Here is a 15,306-nt window from a genome sequence, read left to right as displayed (position 1 = left end):
GAGATGTCGGGCGCCGCGTTCGCCTCAATCATCAGCGGTTGCTCCCCGCGAATGACCGGGATCAGGCCTTCCATGGCCGGCACAAATTTCGGCTTCCGCCGCGTCTCGGGTTGCACCGCCACCGCCGAGTCGATGCGGGCGTAGCGCTCAGCCTGACTCCACAGGTCATTCAGCTTGTCGATCTTCTTCTTGGCCTCCGTCCGGATTTTTTCCGGCGAGCGGTCGTCCGACGGGCCCTGGCGCCCCACGGACGGGAAGTCGAGCTTCGTGAGCGTCACGTTACCGAGGTGCATCTGCTCGGGCGTATACCCGTGCAGGCCAATGAGGGCCGCTGTGCCTGGCAGAATGCCGTTCTCGGGCTCGGTGATGACCGCCGTGATGCCGTGCACCCGCGTCGTCGGCACGTGGACGGTGTTCGGATTGACGGCGGTGAGGGCGTTCATATGGGCCGTGAGTTCGCCAATCTCGTTGTAGTCCCGGGTTTCGGGGAGAGATCCAATCTCCTCCAGGCCCAGGTGCGTGCCGCTATCGATAAAGCCGGGATAGACAGTGAGCCCTTTGCAGTCGATCACCTCGGCGTTGCCGGGAGGGGACACGTCGGGCCCCACCGCGGCGATCGAGTCGTCCCGGATGACGACCGTGCCGCTGTCAATCGTATCACTCGGAGTGACGATGATCTGAGCGTTTGTCAGGGCGAAGGGGCCTTGGTAGCCGGGCTTCTTCTGCGCGTGGACCGGAACAGTCAGCGTCAGCGCGAGGAGGATGACGAGACCTGCGGCGGCAAAGGAGCGCCGCGAGGGGAGAACCAAGCACATGGGGGAGAGGGTAGGTCGGGAGTGGGAACAGATGGGAAGAGCAGTGGGGTTATCGGCCCGCATTTTCGAGGGTCACTCCGTGTCGGGTGGCGCGCAGGTGGGTCACGCCTTTGAGGCAGCTGTGCCGGCGGGCCCGGTCATAGCCGTCCCGCGCCAGTTCCACGGTGCCCTCGGGATCGACGCGGAGGCGCATGTCGTCGGGGTCCTGCTCGTGGTCGAAGCGCACCACGCCGTCCACGTACGTCCGCTGCGGCTTGGTGTAGACCGAGAGTGGGTGCTCGCTGAAAATCGCGAGATCGGCGTCCTTACCTTCCTCGATGGAGCCGACGCGGTCGGCAATGCCGAGCTGACGGGCGGGATTGATGGTGATGAGCTTCAGCGCCTGGGTGTCCGAGAGGTCGCCGTAGCGTTGGGTCTTGGCGGCCTGGAGATACAGGTCGCGCTGTTCGCCGGGAATGTCGGAATTAATCGACGTGTTGACGCCGTTTTCGGTGAGGATGGCGGCGTTGTAGGCGGTCGAGTAATAGACTTCAAATTTGTACGACCACCAGTCCGAGAAGACGGACGCGCCGGCCCCGTTGTCGCCAAAGGCGGCCAGTTCCGGGGCCACCTTGAAGCCCTCGTTTACGTGGTGGAACACGAGGTTCTCGATCCCAAAGTCCTCGAACACCTTCATCAGCATGAGCAGTTCATCGGCGCGGTAGCCGTGGCACTGCACAATAATGTCGCCCCGAAGCACACCCGCCAGCACCTCCAGGCGCTCGCTGTGGGGCGGCGGCTGGGCGCGATTGCCATTCTGGTACGCCTGCTTGGCCTCCATGTAGCGCTGCGCCTCGGTCAGGGCCTCCCGGATGACCTGCTCCACGCCCATCCGGGTGCGGGGCACCTGGTTGCGTTCCTGTCCGTAGAGGCCGGTTGGGTTTTCGCCAAGCGCAAACTTCACGGTACGGGGAGCCCCCTCCATTTTCAGGGCATCAGGATTCGTGACCCCGTAGCGCAGCTTGATCGTCTCGTTCTGTCCGCCGATGGGGTTGGCCGAGCCGTGCATGACGTGCGCGGTGGTGACACCGCCGGCCAGGGCGCGGTAAATCCCAATGTCGTACGGATCCAGGACGTCGCCGACCCCCACCTCCGAGGTGACCTGATTGGTCGCTTCATTCACGTTGCTGATGGCCATGTGCTGGTGCGCCTCCACGATGCCGGGCATTACGTACTCGCCGCTGGCGTCGTACACCTCAATTCCACTGGGAGCTGAAATATTCTGACCGACACGGGCAATGTCCCCGTCCCGCACCAGGATGTCGCCGTTCTCGATGGTGCCGTTCGTCACGGTAAGGACGGTGGCGTCCTGGATGAGCCAGTCGTTCGGGGCGTCGGCGCGAAGCAGGTCCTGCGCCGTGGCGGAGGGCGCGAGGAGGAGGGCGGCGAAGAGAACGCCGAGCGCGGCGCGGAGGCGGAGGAGGAAAGCTGACATCATGGAGCAGAGGGAGGACGGAGCGCGGGAAATCGTTGAAGAGGCGGGGAGACGGGCGAGACGCGTCATTCGTTTGGCGTAGAGGTTCGCTCGCCGGTGATTTCGAGGGAGGGGCCGGGGGTGGAGACGGTGCCCTCGAAGGTGTCGCCCTTCACCGTGACGGTCACGGAGAGGGAGGGCCCTTCCGGCGGCTTAATCGTAAAGGAAAGGGTCGTGCCGTCGAACGAGATCGACCGCAACTCGCGCTCGTCGCCCTGCGAATTGACGAGTGTGCCTTCCAGGCCGGACTGGTCGCCCTTGATAGTGATCGTGCCGGTGCGCTCGCCCCGAGGGGTTTCAAGGGTGTATTCCCAGGTTCCGAGCACCTTCGACACATCGCCGGAAACCTTTCCTTCCGACTCCTCGGTGCTGTAGTCGTAGAGCTGCCCGTCAACGAACACGTGAGTGACCTTCGTGTCCTCGGCGAAGTAAGAGCCATCGGTGACCACGAGGTTCGCAATCTTTCCTTCCTCCACAGTGCCCAGCCGATTACTGAGGCCGAGGAGAGAGGCGGGCCGCGTGGTGAGGGCGGCCAGGGCCGCTTGCTTGGGGAGGCCCTGGTCGATCATCGTGCGTAGATTTCCGCGAACATCGTCCGGCTTGGCCTCCCGAGTGGTGAAGCCGAACTCAAGGCCCGCGTCGTGGAGCGTGGCGGCGGTCTCCAGGTAGTCCTGACGTTCCATCGCGTGCCGGAGCTCCAGGTTTTGCTCTTCCTCCTCGACCTTTCGGTACGACGGGACGCGGAATTCGGGGCTGTAGTAGCGGGACGGTTCGTCCGTCGTGTCGGCCACGATCGTGTCCTGTTTCGCCGAGCGCGTGGGCTTGTCGGGCAGATCCAAGGTCAGGAAGAGGGGCGCATCGATGCCCTTCAAGGCCTCGACGGTGGCGTGGCTCTCGGCCAGGCCCGCCAGGACGAGCGGAAAGCCGAGCTCCTGCTTGAGGTTGAGGACGCGGTGGAGGGGAAGGGCTCCGTCCGCGTAGAACGCGAGGGGCGTCTCGCCGTCGAGGACGGGGAAGAGGGCGCTGTGGACGGGGTCCTGTGGGGGACGCTCAGTCCCCGTGGGATTCTGGCGATACTTCGCTTCGAGCTGCTGACGCCGCTCGGCCTCCCGGAAGAGCTGGCGGAACTTCGCGATCACCGCCATTTCGGTGGCCGGATAGACGTATCCCTCTGCGGGCTGGATCTGGGCGAAGAGCGTAGAGTGTTTTTCCAGAACCATCTCGTTCGCCGTGTCGCCCCCGTAGAAAACGTACGCCCCCGAGCCGGGGAGCATTTGGCCTTCCGGCACCACGTGCCCCGCGGTGAATCCGGCCTTCCGGAGCGATTTTAGATCGGAGTCGTCCGGCGTGAGGAACGGGCGCACGGACCGGTCCGGCTGAATACCGGCGCGGTCGAAGGGGGGATCGCCCGGATCCACGTCCTCCCCGTTGTCCTCATTCTCTCCCTCATTCTCCGGCATCTCCACCCCGGCATGCGAGAGGCCGTCGATGAAGCCGGCGTAGACGACGAGCGAATCGGCCGCGATGCGTCGGGCATCGTAGGGTACCTTCACGTCTCGGCCCACCGCCTCGATCAGCCCGTCCCGCACCACGACGGTCGCGGATTCGAGCACCTTCCCCGGCGCCTGCACCACCCGGGCGTCCGTGAGGGCGTAGGTGTCGGTGACGGTGGGCACCTCGTAGTCCTGAGCGTGGGCAACGGGCGAGGTGCCCAGGATGAGAGCACAGAGACTCAGGAAGCCGAGGGCGCGGCGGAATGTCGGAGCAGTCATGCGGGGGACAGCCGGGCGATGGGAGGCGGAGTGTAAATCAATCCTAACATAAGGAGGACGGGAGAGAGTGTCAGTCCGTTCATCGTCCCCAGCCTCCGCTTCGTCGCGTCAGGATGCACCCTGTCTCCAGATCGTTACGAACCGAATCGGCGAAGACCATCGGCGTCGTTCATTCGACTATTCGACCCGATCTCGTTGGTCGGGTTCAACATCTGGTACCTGCTCCAGCGTAGCATCGTACTTCTCGCGCCCGCCTCGCTCCCCGCGTTCACCGGAGTACTCTTCGGATTCGTCTTGATAGAGGAGGACGCGATCTGATTCGATGTGGGGACGGAGGTGTGGACTCAGCGCACGTTCAGTGACGAGCTCGACGGGGCGTCCCTGCTTTTTCGAGAGCTCGCGTTCGAGTTTGAACCATTTCAGACCCAGAGGAGGCCGTTCGTCCGCCGCACGGAGAGTGACGAGGAGGTCCAGATCGCTGTCCGTATCATCCTCGTCGCGGGCTGTGGAGCCAAAGAGTTCAATGCGAGACACGTACGGCCGAAGTGCCTCAATCAGGATCGTCTCGTAAGAGGAAGGGAGTTGAGGCATGGTTTGGAGCCAGGGTTCAGGCAAATATTCTGGAGAAGTCGATCGGCGACGAGCGGTCAGTCCACCATCTGCTTCAACTGCCCGAGTCGTTCGACCACCTCCGCCCGGTCCATCTGACGGAACCGCTGGGGGAGCAGGTCGCGGCTCGTGCACTCCAGCACCGCGGCGAGCTGCTGCAGCTCCACCTCCGTCGGGTAGGTGGGCGGGATGAAGTCGTTCACCGTCTCCTGCAGGATGTCGGGCGTCACCGTGGCGTCGTTCGACCCCGAGGCCCGGAAGGCGGCCCGCGTCAGGATGGCCTCCATGTCGGCCCCGCTGTAGGTGCGCTCGCCCTCCAGCAGCTCCGGCGGGACGTCCTCCATCGAGAGGTCTACGCCGGTGCGGTCCATCATCACCTGCAGTAGCTCCTCCCGATCCTCGCGGGTGTGGGGGTAGAAGAGCGACAGGTGCTCCTCGGCGCGGCCCTGGCGCTTCAGGTCCACCGGCATGAGGTCGGGGCGGGCCGTGACGAGGAAGAAGATGACTTTGCCCCGGTGCGCGGGGTCGCTCATAAACGATACGATCTGCGAAAAGACGCGCTGGCTCACGCCGGAGTCGCCCCGCATGTTGCGGTTGCCGAGGGCCGCGTCGGCCTCGTCGATCATGACGGCCACCGGCGTCATCGCCTCCAGCAGGTTCAGAATCTTCTCCAAGTTGCCCTCCGTCACCCCCTGCCACTGCGAGCGGAAGTTCTTGAGCTTCACCATCGGGATCCCAATCTCTCCGGCGAAGCAGTTGATCAGGAACGTCTTGCCACAGCCCACCGGGCCGCTCACGAGGTAGCCCATCGGAAGCACGTCGTGCTGGCCGGTTTGCACGGCGTGGGCGGCCTGGCGGAGGTGCTGCTTCGCCTCGGTGTGCCCCGCGATCAGGTCCAGTGAGTTGTCCGTCTCGATGAACTCGAGCATCCCGTACGCCTCCGCCTCGATAAACTCTTTCTTGAGGTCGGAGAGCGTCTCGGCCGTCAGACGGTTCTGGTTTTCCAGGACGTCGGCTAGGATCGTCCGGAGCTGGGTGTAGTTGAGGCCCGCGGTGTTTTTGGCGAGGGCCTTGGGTGTCACGTCCGAGTGATCGCGAAACAGGCCGCTGCGCTCCCCCAGTGCCCAGTCGATGTACTCCTGCCGGTCGTCCGCCTCGGGGATGGGCACGTAGACTTCGGCCGTGTGCGGGCTCTGGACGAGCTGCTGGTTGAGGTCCGTCAGGTTTTCGGTGAGAAGGCAGAGCGTGAAGTCGTTCTCCAGAAAGAGCGAGTCGCGAGACCATTTCTGCAGGTACACGAGCGACTCCCGATCCTCGGCCGAGTACACGGAGGCCTCCGCCATCGGCGCTACCGTTTCGGCGTAGTCGACGACGCAAGCTACGCGCGCGCCCTTGGCCAGGCGGAGGCGAAAGTAGTCCTCAAGCAACTCGAACACTTTGCTCGGGGTCTTCGGCAGGTTGTTCTGGTAGTCGGTGCCGAAGAGGCTGTCCTGTCCAGCGAGGGCGCGGTTGAAATCTTTCTTTGACGCCTGGTCCGCAAAGTGGATGCCGGCACTCCGGTCGTAGTACACCACCACGTCCCGGGCGGCGAAGAGGTCGTCGTCCAGGAATGTACGGAGCGGAGGATAGATGCGATTGCCGTCGCGGTCCTGAGTGGGCACCACGTCCCGGATGTCACCGTGCAGGATGAACGTCGCGACCGTCTTGGTAAAGTACTTCCGTGCTAGCTCCTGCGCCCACGCCGGATAGTGCGCCGTGTACGGCTCGAGCGAAGGAGGGGTGGGCGCCTCCGTGTCGGCGGATTCTGCGGGCGTCGCGCCGTCGGCGGTCGAGACATCGTCGGCGGGAGCGATCTCATCGGAGGGGGAGGCCTCGTCGGAAGAGGAGGCCTCAGACGCGGGCGCAGGGTCGGTACGATCGGCGTTGGCCATAGGACGGTCGGGCTGCGAGCACAGAGCGTGAAAACACCTTGTGGTTCCTGAACGGGGCGGGGGCGTGTGGGATTCGGCCACCGGGCCAGGGACACGAACGGAGGGGGCGATCTCCGTAGTGGAGACCGCCCCCGGTCGAGCGCGCAGCGATGTGTCAATCAGGCTGTCCTGCTAAGCAACTGTGATGTCGTCGTTGAGATAGACGTCCTGGATCGCGTTTAGGATCTCGACGCCGTCCTTCATCGGCTTCTGGAACGACTTGCGGCCCGTAATGAGGCCCGTGCCGCCGGCCCGCTTGTTGATGACGGCCGTTCGCACGACCTGCTGCAGATCGTTGTCGCCGCTGGCGCCGCCGGAGTTGATGAGGCCACACCGGCCCATGTAGTTGTTGGCCACCTGATAGCGCGTCAGGTCGATCGGGTGGTCCGTCGTCAGGTTTTCGTAGATGAGCGACGGATCTTTCGCGTAGCCGCTGTCCTTCTGCTCGCGCATGGCCCTGTAGCCGCCATTCACCGTAGGCTGCTTCGCCTTGATGATGTCGGCCTCAATGGTGACGCCGAGGTGGTTGGCCTGGCCCGTCAGGTCGGCCGACGCCTCGTAGTTGGTGCCGTTGAGGACGAACTCCTTGTTGCGCACATAGCACCAGAGAACGGTGGCCATTCCCAGCTCGTGGGCCTTCGAGAAGATCTTCGAGATTTCCTGCAGCTGTCGGTTCGATTCCTCCGATCCCCAGTACACGGTAGCGCCCACGCCGAGACAGCCCATCTCGTGGGCGTCCTCCACGCGGGCGTACGGCACCTGGTCGTATCGGTTCGGGTATGAGAGCAGTTCGCTGTGATTGATTTTGAGAATGAAGGGGATCTTGTGAGCATACTTTCGGGCCACCGAGCCGAGCACACCGTACGTCGAGGCGACGGCGTTGCAGCCGCCCTCAATCGCCAGCTTCACGATGTTCTCGGGGTCGAAGTAGATCGGGTTCGGCGCAAAGCTGGTGCCGGCGGAGTGCTCGATGCCCTGGTCGACGGGGAGGATGGAGAGGTAGCCGGTGCCGCCGAGGCGTCCATGGTTGAAGATCGTCTGCATCGAGCGAAGGACGCGGGGATTGCGGTCGGAGTCCCGCCAAACCCGGTCCACGAAGTCCGGCCCGGGAAGGTGAAGGTCCTCCTTCGGAATGGCTTTGCATTCGTGTCTAAGGAGGTCCTCGGCTTCGTCACCAAGGAGTTCAGCGGTGCGGGTCAGGGTTGCTTCGGCCATGGGACAATGGGAGTTTGTGTCGTAGAAACGGTAGAAGGGAAGCGTTCGATCAGAAGCCGAAAAGGACGATCCGGCTATAGCACATCTACATTCGAAGATATGGACGAGGAACGACTTCGTCCACGTCCTAGGGAGGGAAGGTCACTGGTTTCTATGGAAAAAATGGGAAATGGTTGGAGGCACTTCTAAATCGACTAGGCGATCGAATCGGGGGGGCTCTCTCCGGAGGCACTGGGGCGTGCGCTTTCCTCAGCGCAACCGCCCGTGGAGGGGGACAGGAGGAACGGCAATACAGTGTCGTTTCGACTGGAAGGGAGACGGAGCTCGGGTACACCGTCTGTAGCTTCAAGGGCGGTGAGACCTTGTACTGCACACTGACATCTTCGGCCACGGTGGAGACCGGAACGCTACCGGGGTCTCGCTGGATGTTCGGAGGTGATGTTTCCCGAGGGAAGCGAACTTCACCGCCCGCCCACCAGGGCGGGACCTGGGCGTCGGATGCTTTCTCCTCCAGACAGAGAGGCGTCGGCGGATAGAGAGGCGACGGTAGGGCTGCTCGGAACTCAACTCGTCGTCTCCTTCAGCACGGACTCGGCCTCCTCAGCGATCCCTAGAAAGCGATCGGCCTGCAGGCTGGCACTGCCGATGAGACCGCCGTCAATGTCGGGCTGCGAGAGGAGGCCGTACGCGTTGTGCGGCTTCATGCTGCCACCGTACAGCAGAGGAACGTTTGCCGCCACGGCGGCCCCGTACCGCTCCGTGAGGTCGCCCCGAATGACCGCGTGCATCTCCTGGGCCTGCTCGGGGGCGGCCGACTCGCCGGTGCCGATGGCCCACACCGGCTCGTAGGCCACGACGAGGCCACCCGGATCCTCAATCGACACGTCTGCGAGGGCCCCATCGACCTGGGCGCGAACCACGGACGCTGCCTCTCCGGACTCGCGCTGCTCGAGGGTCTCGCCAACGCAGACGATGGGCACCAGATCGTGGACCTGGGCCTGCTTCACCTTGCGGTTCACGTCCGCGTCGGTCTCATCGTAATATTCGCGGCGCTCAGAGTGCCCGAGAATGACGTAGTGACAGCCCACGGACGTGAGCATCGGGGCCGACACGTCGCCCGTGTACGCTCCCTCGTCTTCAGCGTGCATGTCCTGGGCCCCAACGGCCACAGGCACGGAGTCCACCGCATCGATTACAGACTGCAGGTGGACGAACGGGGGACAGATAGCGAAATCAACGCCGTCGAAGGAGTGGGAGTGGGTCGATAAACGGTCCGCGATGACCTGAGCGAGGGCGCGCCCCTCCGGGACGTCCATGTTCATTTTCCAGTTGCCAGCGATAAGCATGGGGACGGGCTGTCTAGAAGAATCGGTGACGGAGGAGGGAGGGCAGGATCTGCTCTACTTCTGGGCCTCGTAGGCAAACATTGTCGGAGGAACGTTGCGGGGTTCGTACTCCTTTTGGACCGTCGAAAAATGTGCCCGAAGAGGATCTTCCAGGTGATTGTAGTTTTGGTAGACGAGAAACTTCCCGTCCTCTGAGAGGACATCTCGGGTCCGGTCGAGTAGGTCGTGCCTCGTGTCCTCATCGAGAAACGAAAACGGGATTCCGGACACAACGTAGTCCACCTCGTCGATGTGGTGGTCCTCCAGAATGTCAGCAACATTCTCGGCCCGGTCCTCCACCACGTGGACCCGCGGATCGTCCGCGGTCATGTCCTCGAGGGTCTGTACGAAGTCTGGGTTGCTCTCAATGAGTATCAAGGTTGAGTCGTCGGTCATGTGCTCAAGAATATACTCGCTGAAAACGCCATTTCCGGGTCCGTATTCGACGACGACGTTGTCCTCCTCGAAATCGATCCACTTGCAGACGCGCCGAACCAGAAATGAGGAGGACGGTGCGATGGCCGCGACGTCTTGATCCTGAAGAAAATTCTTGATGTAGGAGAAGACACCTGACACTGTCGAAGGCACCAGTACGAGTTGGGGATTTAATGAGCGGAGCAACGAGTGGAGCGCGGATCTGGCAGAGAAGAATTCCCCTTATTGCCAATTACAACCAGAGGAGGGCGTGTTTCAAGGTCTTCACGGACGAACGGTCATCAAGAAGTCGAGAAAGATGGGAGGTCCTGCTACGGACGAGGGAGGAGGGGCCGTTCGTCCAGGATCCGGGCTAGGTCTCGTCGGAGGGATAGGAGAGGAGCACTGTGATACTGGGCCACGATGCGCCCGCGAGCATCGAGGAGGAACCGGGTAGGAACGTCCACCACGTTGTACCGCTCGACGATTGACGCGTCGCGGCCCTGGGGGGCAATGACGTGGCGGCCGGCCGGCGGCCGGTTGCTGAGAAACGCCCGGTTGACGACGGTGTCCGGCTCGACCGAGATTGACAGGAAGGTGACGGAGTCGGCCCGCGTGGCGCTGTACAAGTTGCGCCGCGCCGGGAGCTGTCGAGCGTAGGCGTGGCTTCCAGGGTGGTAGTATTCGAGGAGAACAGGGTGGCCCCGCAGCGCGCGCAGCGACAGGGAGTCGCCGCTGAGCGTCCGAACGGTTAAATTGGGGGCAGTCATGCCCGGCATAAGATGCTCTGCTTCGTACTGGACGCGGTCGGCCCACGCGGCCCACCTCGTCTCGGAGTGCCTCGAGGTCAGCTGCTGAGCGGCGGAGCGGGCCGCGCTGGTCTGCAGGCTGTCCAGAAACGCTTGGATGCGAATGGCCCTCACGCCCGCCGTCTCTGGGGCCGTCGCGGCCCGGGCCTCGAATCGGTCGAGGAGGTCAAGGGCTGCCTGCTGGCCGTGCAGCCGGGCTTCTGCACGCCGGGCGGTGCGGACGGCGTCGACGTACCAGGGGTTAGATGGCTCGATTTGCCGGGCACGAGCGACGGCCAGCGAGTCGTTCCACCCCCCTAAAAGCGAAACCGACCGGACAGCGGCGAGCTGCCCGGCGTAGGTCCCCGGATTGTTCTCCCACAGGGTCCAGAGAACGCTACTGGTTAGCCGGACACTCTGCACCAGGACGTTCGACCGACGCGCCTTTATTCTTGTGGGACGGGATAGCATGCGTCGGTGAGTCGCCATCGCATTCGAGTAGGCGCGGAGGGCCGAGTTTTCGGGCGACTCCACGCGCAGGGACTGCCGCGACGGGGACAGCTCTGCGCTGAGCGTCCCAGAATCGCTCGGGGCGACCACGTAGTCCGTTGCAGCCAGCCGCTCGTTCCCCTGCCGTCCCCACACCGTGAGCGAATATATGCCTCGCTCCGGGGCAGCAACCGTCATGCGGAACCGGCCGTCCCGATTGGTCGTGGCGTGGCCGAGCGTGTCGATCTGACGCCCCCGGGCGCGCATCGCCAGCACCCGGAAGCCGCTGTAGTCGTCCAGCGTGTCGACACGGGAGGCGAGAGTGACCCGTCCTGCCAGGTAGCTCTGCACGCCCGGTCCGGACTGCTGGCACGACACTCCCAGCACGAACAGACCGAAGAGAAGGAGCCCTCGGACTGCCGAGGACCCCCAGATCTGCGAAAATGTTGAGGGGGCGTCGAGACGCGACATTTGCTTCGTCTACTGCTCGACATCCACCTCGTCCCGCCGTGCGTCCAGCTGCTCGCGCAGGAGGGACCGCACCAGTTCGGGGTCCGGAGAGCCGTCGAACCGCTGCATGACCTGGCCAATAAAGAATCCGAGAAGGCCCTCCTTGCCGTCGAGGTAGGTTTCCACTTTCTCCGGATGATCGCCGAGAACCTCGTTGACGACGGGCTTGATGGCGTCGGGGTCACTCACCTGGATGAGGTCACGCTCATCCGCAATCTTGCCCGCGCTCTTCTCGTGCTCCTCCAGCATAACCTCGAAGACCTCCTGCGCCCCGTTGGAGCTGACCTTATCTTGCAGGCGGAGGTAGGCAAGCTGGGCCAACCGCTCGGGCCCAACCGGCAGTTCGTCGATGCTCAGGTCCTGCTCGTTGAGGACGCGCATCACCTCGGTCATCACAAAGTTCGACACCACCTTCGCCTGCGCGTCGGTGTCGCCCCCCTTCGTGCGCTTGTAAAGCTGCTGGAGGGTCTCCTCGAAATAGTCGGCCACGGCCTGCTCCTCCGTCAGCACGCCCGCGTCATACGGAGGAAGCCCGACCTCATCGACGAACCGCTGGCGGCGGGCACGGGGCAACTCGGGGAGGGACGCCCGGACGCTCTCGATCATTTCGTCGTCGACGGCGACCTCTACGAGATCCGGGTCGGGCATGTACCGGTAGTCGTGAGCCTCCTCCTTCGAGCGCATGGGCCGGGTAGCTTTGGCCTCAGCGTCCCAGAGCAGGGTCTGCTGAGTAATCGAATCCCCTCGTTCCGCGGCGGCAATCTGGCGCGTGATTTCGTAGTCGAGTGCCTGCTCGACGTGCCGCATCGAGTTCATGTTTTTTAGCTCCGTCCGCGTCCCGAACGCCTCCCGCCCGCGAGGACGCACGCTGACGTTCGCGTCGCAGCGGAGCGAGCCCTCTTCCATGTTGCCGTCGCTGATGCCGAGGTACCGCACCAGCTGGCGCAACCGCTGGAGGAAGAGATACGCCCCGCGCGGCGAGCGCAGATCGGGCTCCGTCACCATCTCGAGAAGGGGAACCCCGCAGCGATTGAAGTCGAGCCGGGTCGTGTCCTCGTCGGGATCGTGTACGGACTTGCCCGCATCCTCCTCCATGTGGATGCGGGTCAGCCCAATCCGGCGCGATTCCTGCTCGTCCGTTGAGTTGGTCTCGTCATCTTCGCCGGGGAAGATCTCCACGTAGCCGTCGTAGCAGATCGGCGTGTCGTACTGAGAGATCTGGTATCCCTTCGGCAGGTCCGGGTAGAAGTAGTGTTTTCGGGCGAACACCGATCGGGAGGCAATGGAGCACTGGGTCGCCAGGCCAAGCCGCAGGGCATACTCGACGACTTTCTTGTTGAGGACGGGCAACGTGCCTGGGTGCCCGAGACTTATGGGATCGACCTGGGTGTTGGGATCGGCGCCGAACGCGGTGGCGTCGCTGCTAAAAATCTTGGCGTCCGTCTGGAGCTGAACGTGGACCTCCAGGCCGATAACGGGCTCGTAGTTCTCGTAGGCCATGCTGCGGAAGCGGAGTCAGTGGGGAGACGAACCGTGAAGGCCAGGGATCTGGCCTCCGGGGTGCAATCAGGAACGAAAATACCCGGGGGCTGAGGAAATGTTCAGAATGGGGCTGAATGAAGGCCGGAAGGCCTACCTCCGCGGCCGAGCCAGTTTCGGGAGAGGCGGATCGACCACAGGAGGCGCAGGAAGATCCGGTCCGTACGGGCGAGTGGAGGACCCCGACCAGTGCCGTCCCCCAGACAACTAGGGAGAGCGCCGTCCGGCAACAGGGAGGAAGGCGAAACCGCCCTGACCCGCCGACAGCCTCAGGATCCGGAGCCGGTCACAGGACCTCCGTCTCCCCAGTCCAGCGACTGGGCGTTGAGGGTCCAGTCGTACGGAAGAAACCGGACCTCATAGGTGGCTTGAGCAAGCGAGTCCTGGACGCTCCCGTCGAAGTACGGGGCACTGAACCGCTGGACGGCGTCGAGGGTGGGCCCAAAGTCATCACCGTACCACTTGAAGATGCGGGAGAAAGAAATGGTGTCGGGACCGGCGGGGATCTGGTTCTTTCGGGGGTGGTGGAGAAACCGGCGCGCTTGATCGTCGAGCTGTTGATCGAGGCGAGGACCCGTATATGCCTCCTGGCGCAGCCGGGGACAGCTCTTCGCGGCGCAGACGAGGGCAAAGTGGATCTTGGGCTCGTCGAAGCGCACGCGAATGATCTGGTGCTCAATCTCGTCGAGGGTCCGCATGGTATCGGCCACCACGCCAACCGGGCGCTGGAACGGCGTTTTGTCCTCTGTCGGTCCCTCGATGTCCCGGATGCTCGTGACCGGGTAGTGGTCGACAATCAGCTTGAGCGTGTAGGCGTTGTACGCGTTGATCCAGAAGGCGAGGCGCGCATCACGGTCCAAGGAGGCAGGCTGAGCTGAGGCAAGCTGCTGGAGATACGGAGTCAGCGTTGTGTCGGCCCTGGCCTGCAGTGCTTCGTAATCCACGTTCCCTTGTGTCCCCACTACTCGGCCGAGCAGACGATCGAACAGGGCGTGGTCCACCGTGGCCCGTGCCGCCGAAGAATCTGCAGCGTGCTGCCCCAAAGTACTGGAAAATGCCCCACTACCGGACGCCAGGATCAACGTGAGGAGAAGGAAGCGCCAAATCATACCGTTGGTAAAACGCGGTGGGAATCAGTGGTGCGGACGCACGCATGAGGGCAAATGGACGTTCCCCGAAATCGGCCCGTGCCCCGAAAAACGTCAGCCCCGGGCACGGTTCAGAACGATGAGCCGTGATCGGGACGGGGGGCGAGCCGTTCCTGAAGTCAGACTCAGCACTGCCTTCTGGAGCAGGGGGCTCCGCAGAACCTGCGCGCTCCCGTCGTCCGCAGTACAGGACGGATTTGGAGACCTGTCCACCGGCGGCACGGACGCCCGGAGCACCACCGTGTTGACCTGCACGGAGCCAGTCGTATCGGCCGGCGCCGGCCCCGAGGACTTCACTTGAAGCGTTGCGCACGTCCACCCGATCATTCCGCCGACGAACACAACGATCAGAAAAACGAGACCGAGGTACTGACGATACCGGCGAGACACCTCAAACACGGACCACAAGTGAACTGGTGAGAAACAACAGCACCCTTCGCAACGAGTCGGGGGCTTCCAGACCCTGCTCCTGCGTCAAGCACGCCCTCCTGCAGTGGAGTCCTCTTGAGCGGAGCCGAGCGATCTCGCCACGGTTGGCGGGGACCTCGAATTCAGTCTGAAGCTCCCTCCTCGCCGTGTCCGGGGCGCTTCGGTGGCCTGGAAACGCTCTCGAAACGACCAGTCGGTCACAACCCCGGAGGGCTTTCCGAATGGGCACTATGAACCGCTCTTCGACGACAATGGATCCTTCTTCGGCGGCACCGGTGGCGACGAGAGGGCACGGTCGAGGAGAAGTCGAAACCAGGGCGTGTATCGGTGCTGGTGGGCTTCCACGTCTCGCCGGAGGGCGAACGGCTCCACCCACGTCCAGTCGGCGACCTCGTCGGCGTCGGGGCGAATGTCGGGCGTGTCAACTGCCCCGACGAACACGTGGTTGTGCTCGTGCTCGACCATGTCCGGACCCACGGAAACGTGATAGGTTTCCCGAAAGACGGGCGTCAGGGGACAGTCGAATCCCATTTCTTCGGTGAGACGGCGGTGGGCACCGTCGAGTGGGGGCTCGCCGGGTCGGGGGTGACTGCAACAGGTGTTGGACCACAGCCCCCCGGAATGGTACTTCTCCGCGGTCCGTCGCTGAAGGAGGAGACGACCGGCAGGATCAAAGACGAATACGGAAAAAGCGCGATGAAGCCACCCTT

At 63.5% G+C, this 15,306-nt stretch carries 12 protein-coding genes and 1 pseudogene; all 13 read right to left on the bottom strand.

Features of this window, described 5'->3' with window-relative positions; all coding sequences use genetic code 11:
* Positions 1 to 815, bottom strand: a pseudogene (locus ABEL04_RS09310) (amidohydrolase); the annotation flags it as partial.
* Positions 816 to 864: 49 nt separating this feature from the next.
* Positions 865 to 2,292 (bottom strand): amidohydrolase family protein, encoded by a 1,428-nt coding sequence (locus ABEL04_RS09305; RefSeq protein ID WP_375802115.1) that lies wholly within the window; start codon positions 2,290 to 2,292, stop codon positions 865 to 867.
* 62 nt (positions 2,293 to 2,354) lie between these two features.
* Entirely contained in the window at positions 2,355 to 4,100 is a 1,746-nt protein-coding gene (locus tag ABEL04_RS09300; protein WP_375802114.1) for an amidohydrolase family protein, read from the bottom strand.
* A gap of 177 nt (positions 4,101 to 4,277) precedes the next feature.
* On the bottom strand, positions 4,278 to 4,691 hold the full coding sequence (locus ABEL04_RS09295; RefSeq protein ID WP_375802113.1) for a nucleotidyltransferase family protein: 414 nt from the start codon (positions 4,689 to 4,691) through the stop codon (positions 4,278 to 4,280).
* Positions 4,692 to 4,747: 56 nt separating this feature from the next.
* Positions 4,748 to 6,640, bottom strand: coding sequence for an ATP-binding protein (locus tag ABEL04_RS09290; protein ID WP_375802112.1), 1,893 nt, complete (start codon positions 6,638 to 6,640; stop codon positions 4,748 to 4,750).
* A 171-nt stretch (positions 6,641 to 6,811) separates the two neighbouring features.
* On the bottom strand, positions 6,812 to 7,894 hold the full coding sequence (locus tag ABEL04_RS09285) for a class I fructose-bisphosphate aldolase (protein ID WP_375802111.1): 1,083 nt from the start codon (positions 7,892 to 7,894) through the stop codon (positions 6,812 to 6,814).
* 563 nt (positions 7,895 to 8,457) lie between these two features.
* Positions 8,458 to 9,240, bottom strand: coding sequence for a triose-phosphate isomerase (gene tpiA, locus ABEL04_RS09280; RefSeq protein WP_375802110.1), 783 nt, complete (start codon positions 9,238 to 9,240; stop codon positions 8,458 to 8,460).
* A gap of 54 nt (positions 9,241 to 9,294) precedes the next feature.
* Positions 9,295 to 9,867, bottom strand: a complete 573-nt coding sequence (locus tag ABEL04_RS09275) for a class I SAM-dependent methyltransferase (protein ID WP_375802109.1) — start codon at positions 9,865 to 9,867, stop codon at positions 9,295 to 9,297.
* Positions 9,868 to 10,025: 158 nt separating this feature from the next.
* The gene (locus ABEL04_RS09270) at positions 10,026 to 11,441 is read right to left on the bottom strand and encodes a peroxiredoxin family protein (protein ID WP_375802108.1); all 1,416 of its coding nucleotides are present in this window, start codon (positions 11,439 to 11,441) and stop codon (positions 10,026 to 10,028) included.
* Between the two features lie 9 nt (positions 11,442 to 11,450).
* The gene (gatB, locus tag ABEL04_RS09265; protein ID WP_375802107.1) at positions 11,451 to 12,980 is read right to left on the bottom strand and encodes an Asp-tRNA(Asn)/Glu-tRNA(Gln) amidotransferase subunit GatB; all 1,530 of its coding nucleotides are present in this window, start codon (positions 12,978 to 12,980) and stop codon (positions 11,451 to 11,453) included.
* 308 nt (positions 12,981 to 13,288) lie between these two features.
* Positions 13,289 to 14,128, bottom strand: coding sequence for a DUF547 domain-containing protein (locus tag ABEL04_RS09260; protein ID WP_375802106.1), 840 nt, complete (start codon positions 14,126 to 14,128; stop codon positions 13,289 to 13,291).
* 93 nt (positions 14,129 to 14,221) lie between these two features.
* Entirely contained in the window at positions 14,222 to 14,566 is a 345-nt protein-coding gene (locus tag ABEL04_RS09255) for a hypothetical protein (RefSeq protein ID WP_375802105.1), read from the bottom strand.
* 258 nt (positions 14,567 to 14,824) lie between these two features.
* A partial coding sequence (gene idi, locus ABEL04_RS09250; protein WP_375802104.1) for an isopentenyl-diphosphate Delta-isomerase occupies positions 14,825 to 15,306 on the bottom strand: 482 nt, incomplete at its 5' end.

Source organism: Salinibacter sp. (assembly GCF_042218895.1).
Classification (GTDB): domain Bacteria; phylum Bacteroidota; class Rhodothermia; order Rhodothermales; family Salinibacteraceae; genus Salinibacter.
This window is presented reverse-complemented; position numbering and strand designations above follow the sequence as displayed.

Coding starts and splice junctions, on each gene's coding strand:
- tpiA (WP_375802110.1), bottom strand. CDS start 9,240: ATGCTTATCGCTGGCAACTGGAAAATGAACATGGACGTCCCGGAGGGG.
- ABEL04_RS09290 (WP_375802112.1), bottom strand. CDS start 6,640: ATGGCCAACGCCGATCGTACCGACCCTGCGCCCGCGTCTGAGGCCTCC.
- ABEL04_RS09260 (WP_375802106.1), bottom strand. CDS start 14,128: ATGATTTGGCGCTTCCTTCTCCTCACGTTGATCCTGGCGTCCGGTAGT.
- ABEL04_RS09285 (WP_375802111.1), bottom strand. CDS start 7,894: ATGGCCGAAGCAACCCTGACCCGCACCGCTGAACTCCTTGGTGACGAA.
- ABEL04_RS09295 (WP_375802113.1), bottom strand. CDS start 4,691: ATGCCTCAACTCCCTTCCTCTTACGAGACGATCCTGATTGAGGCACTT.
- ABEL04_RS09300 (WP_375802114.1), bottom strand. CDS start 4,100: ATGACTGCTCCGACATTCCGCCGCGCCCTCGGCTTCCTGAGTCTCTGT.
- gatB (WP_375802107.1), bottom strand. CDS start 12,980: ATGGCCTACGAGAACTACGAGCCCGTTATCGGCCTGGAGGTCCACGTT.
- ABEL04_RS09270 (WP_375802108.1), bottom strand. CDS start 11,441: ATGTCGCGTCTCGACGCCCCCTCAACATTTTCGCAGATCTGGGGGTCC.
- ABEL04_RS09305 (WP_375802115.1), bottom strand. CDS start 2,292: ATGATGTCAGCTTTCCTCCTCCGCCTCCGCGCCGCGCTCGGCGTTCTC.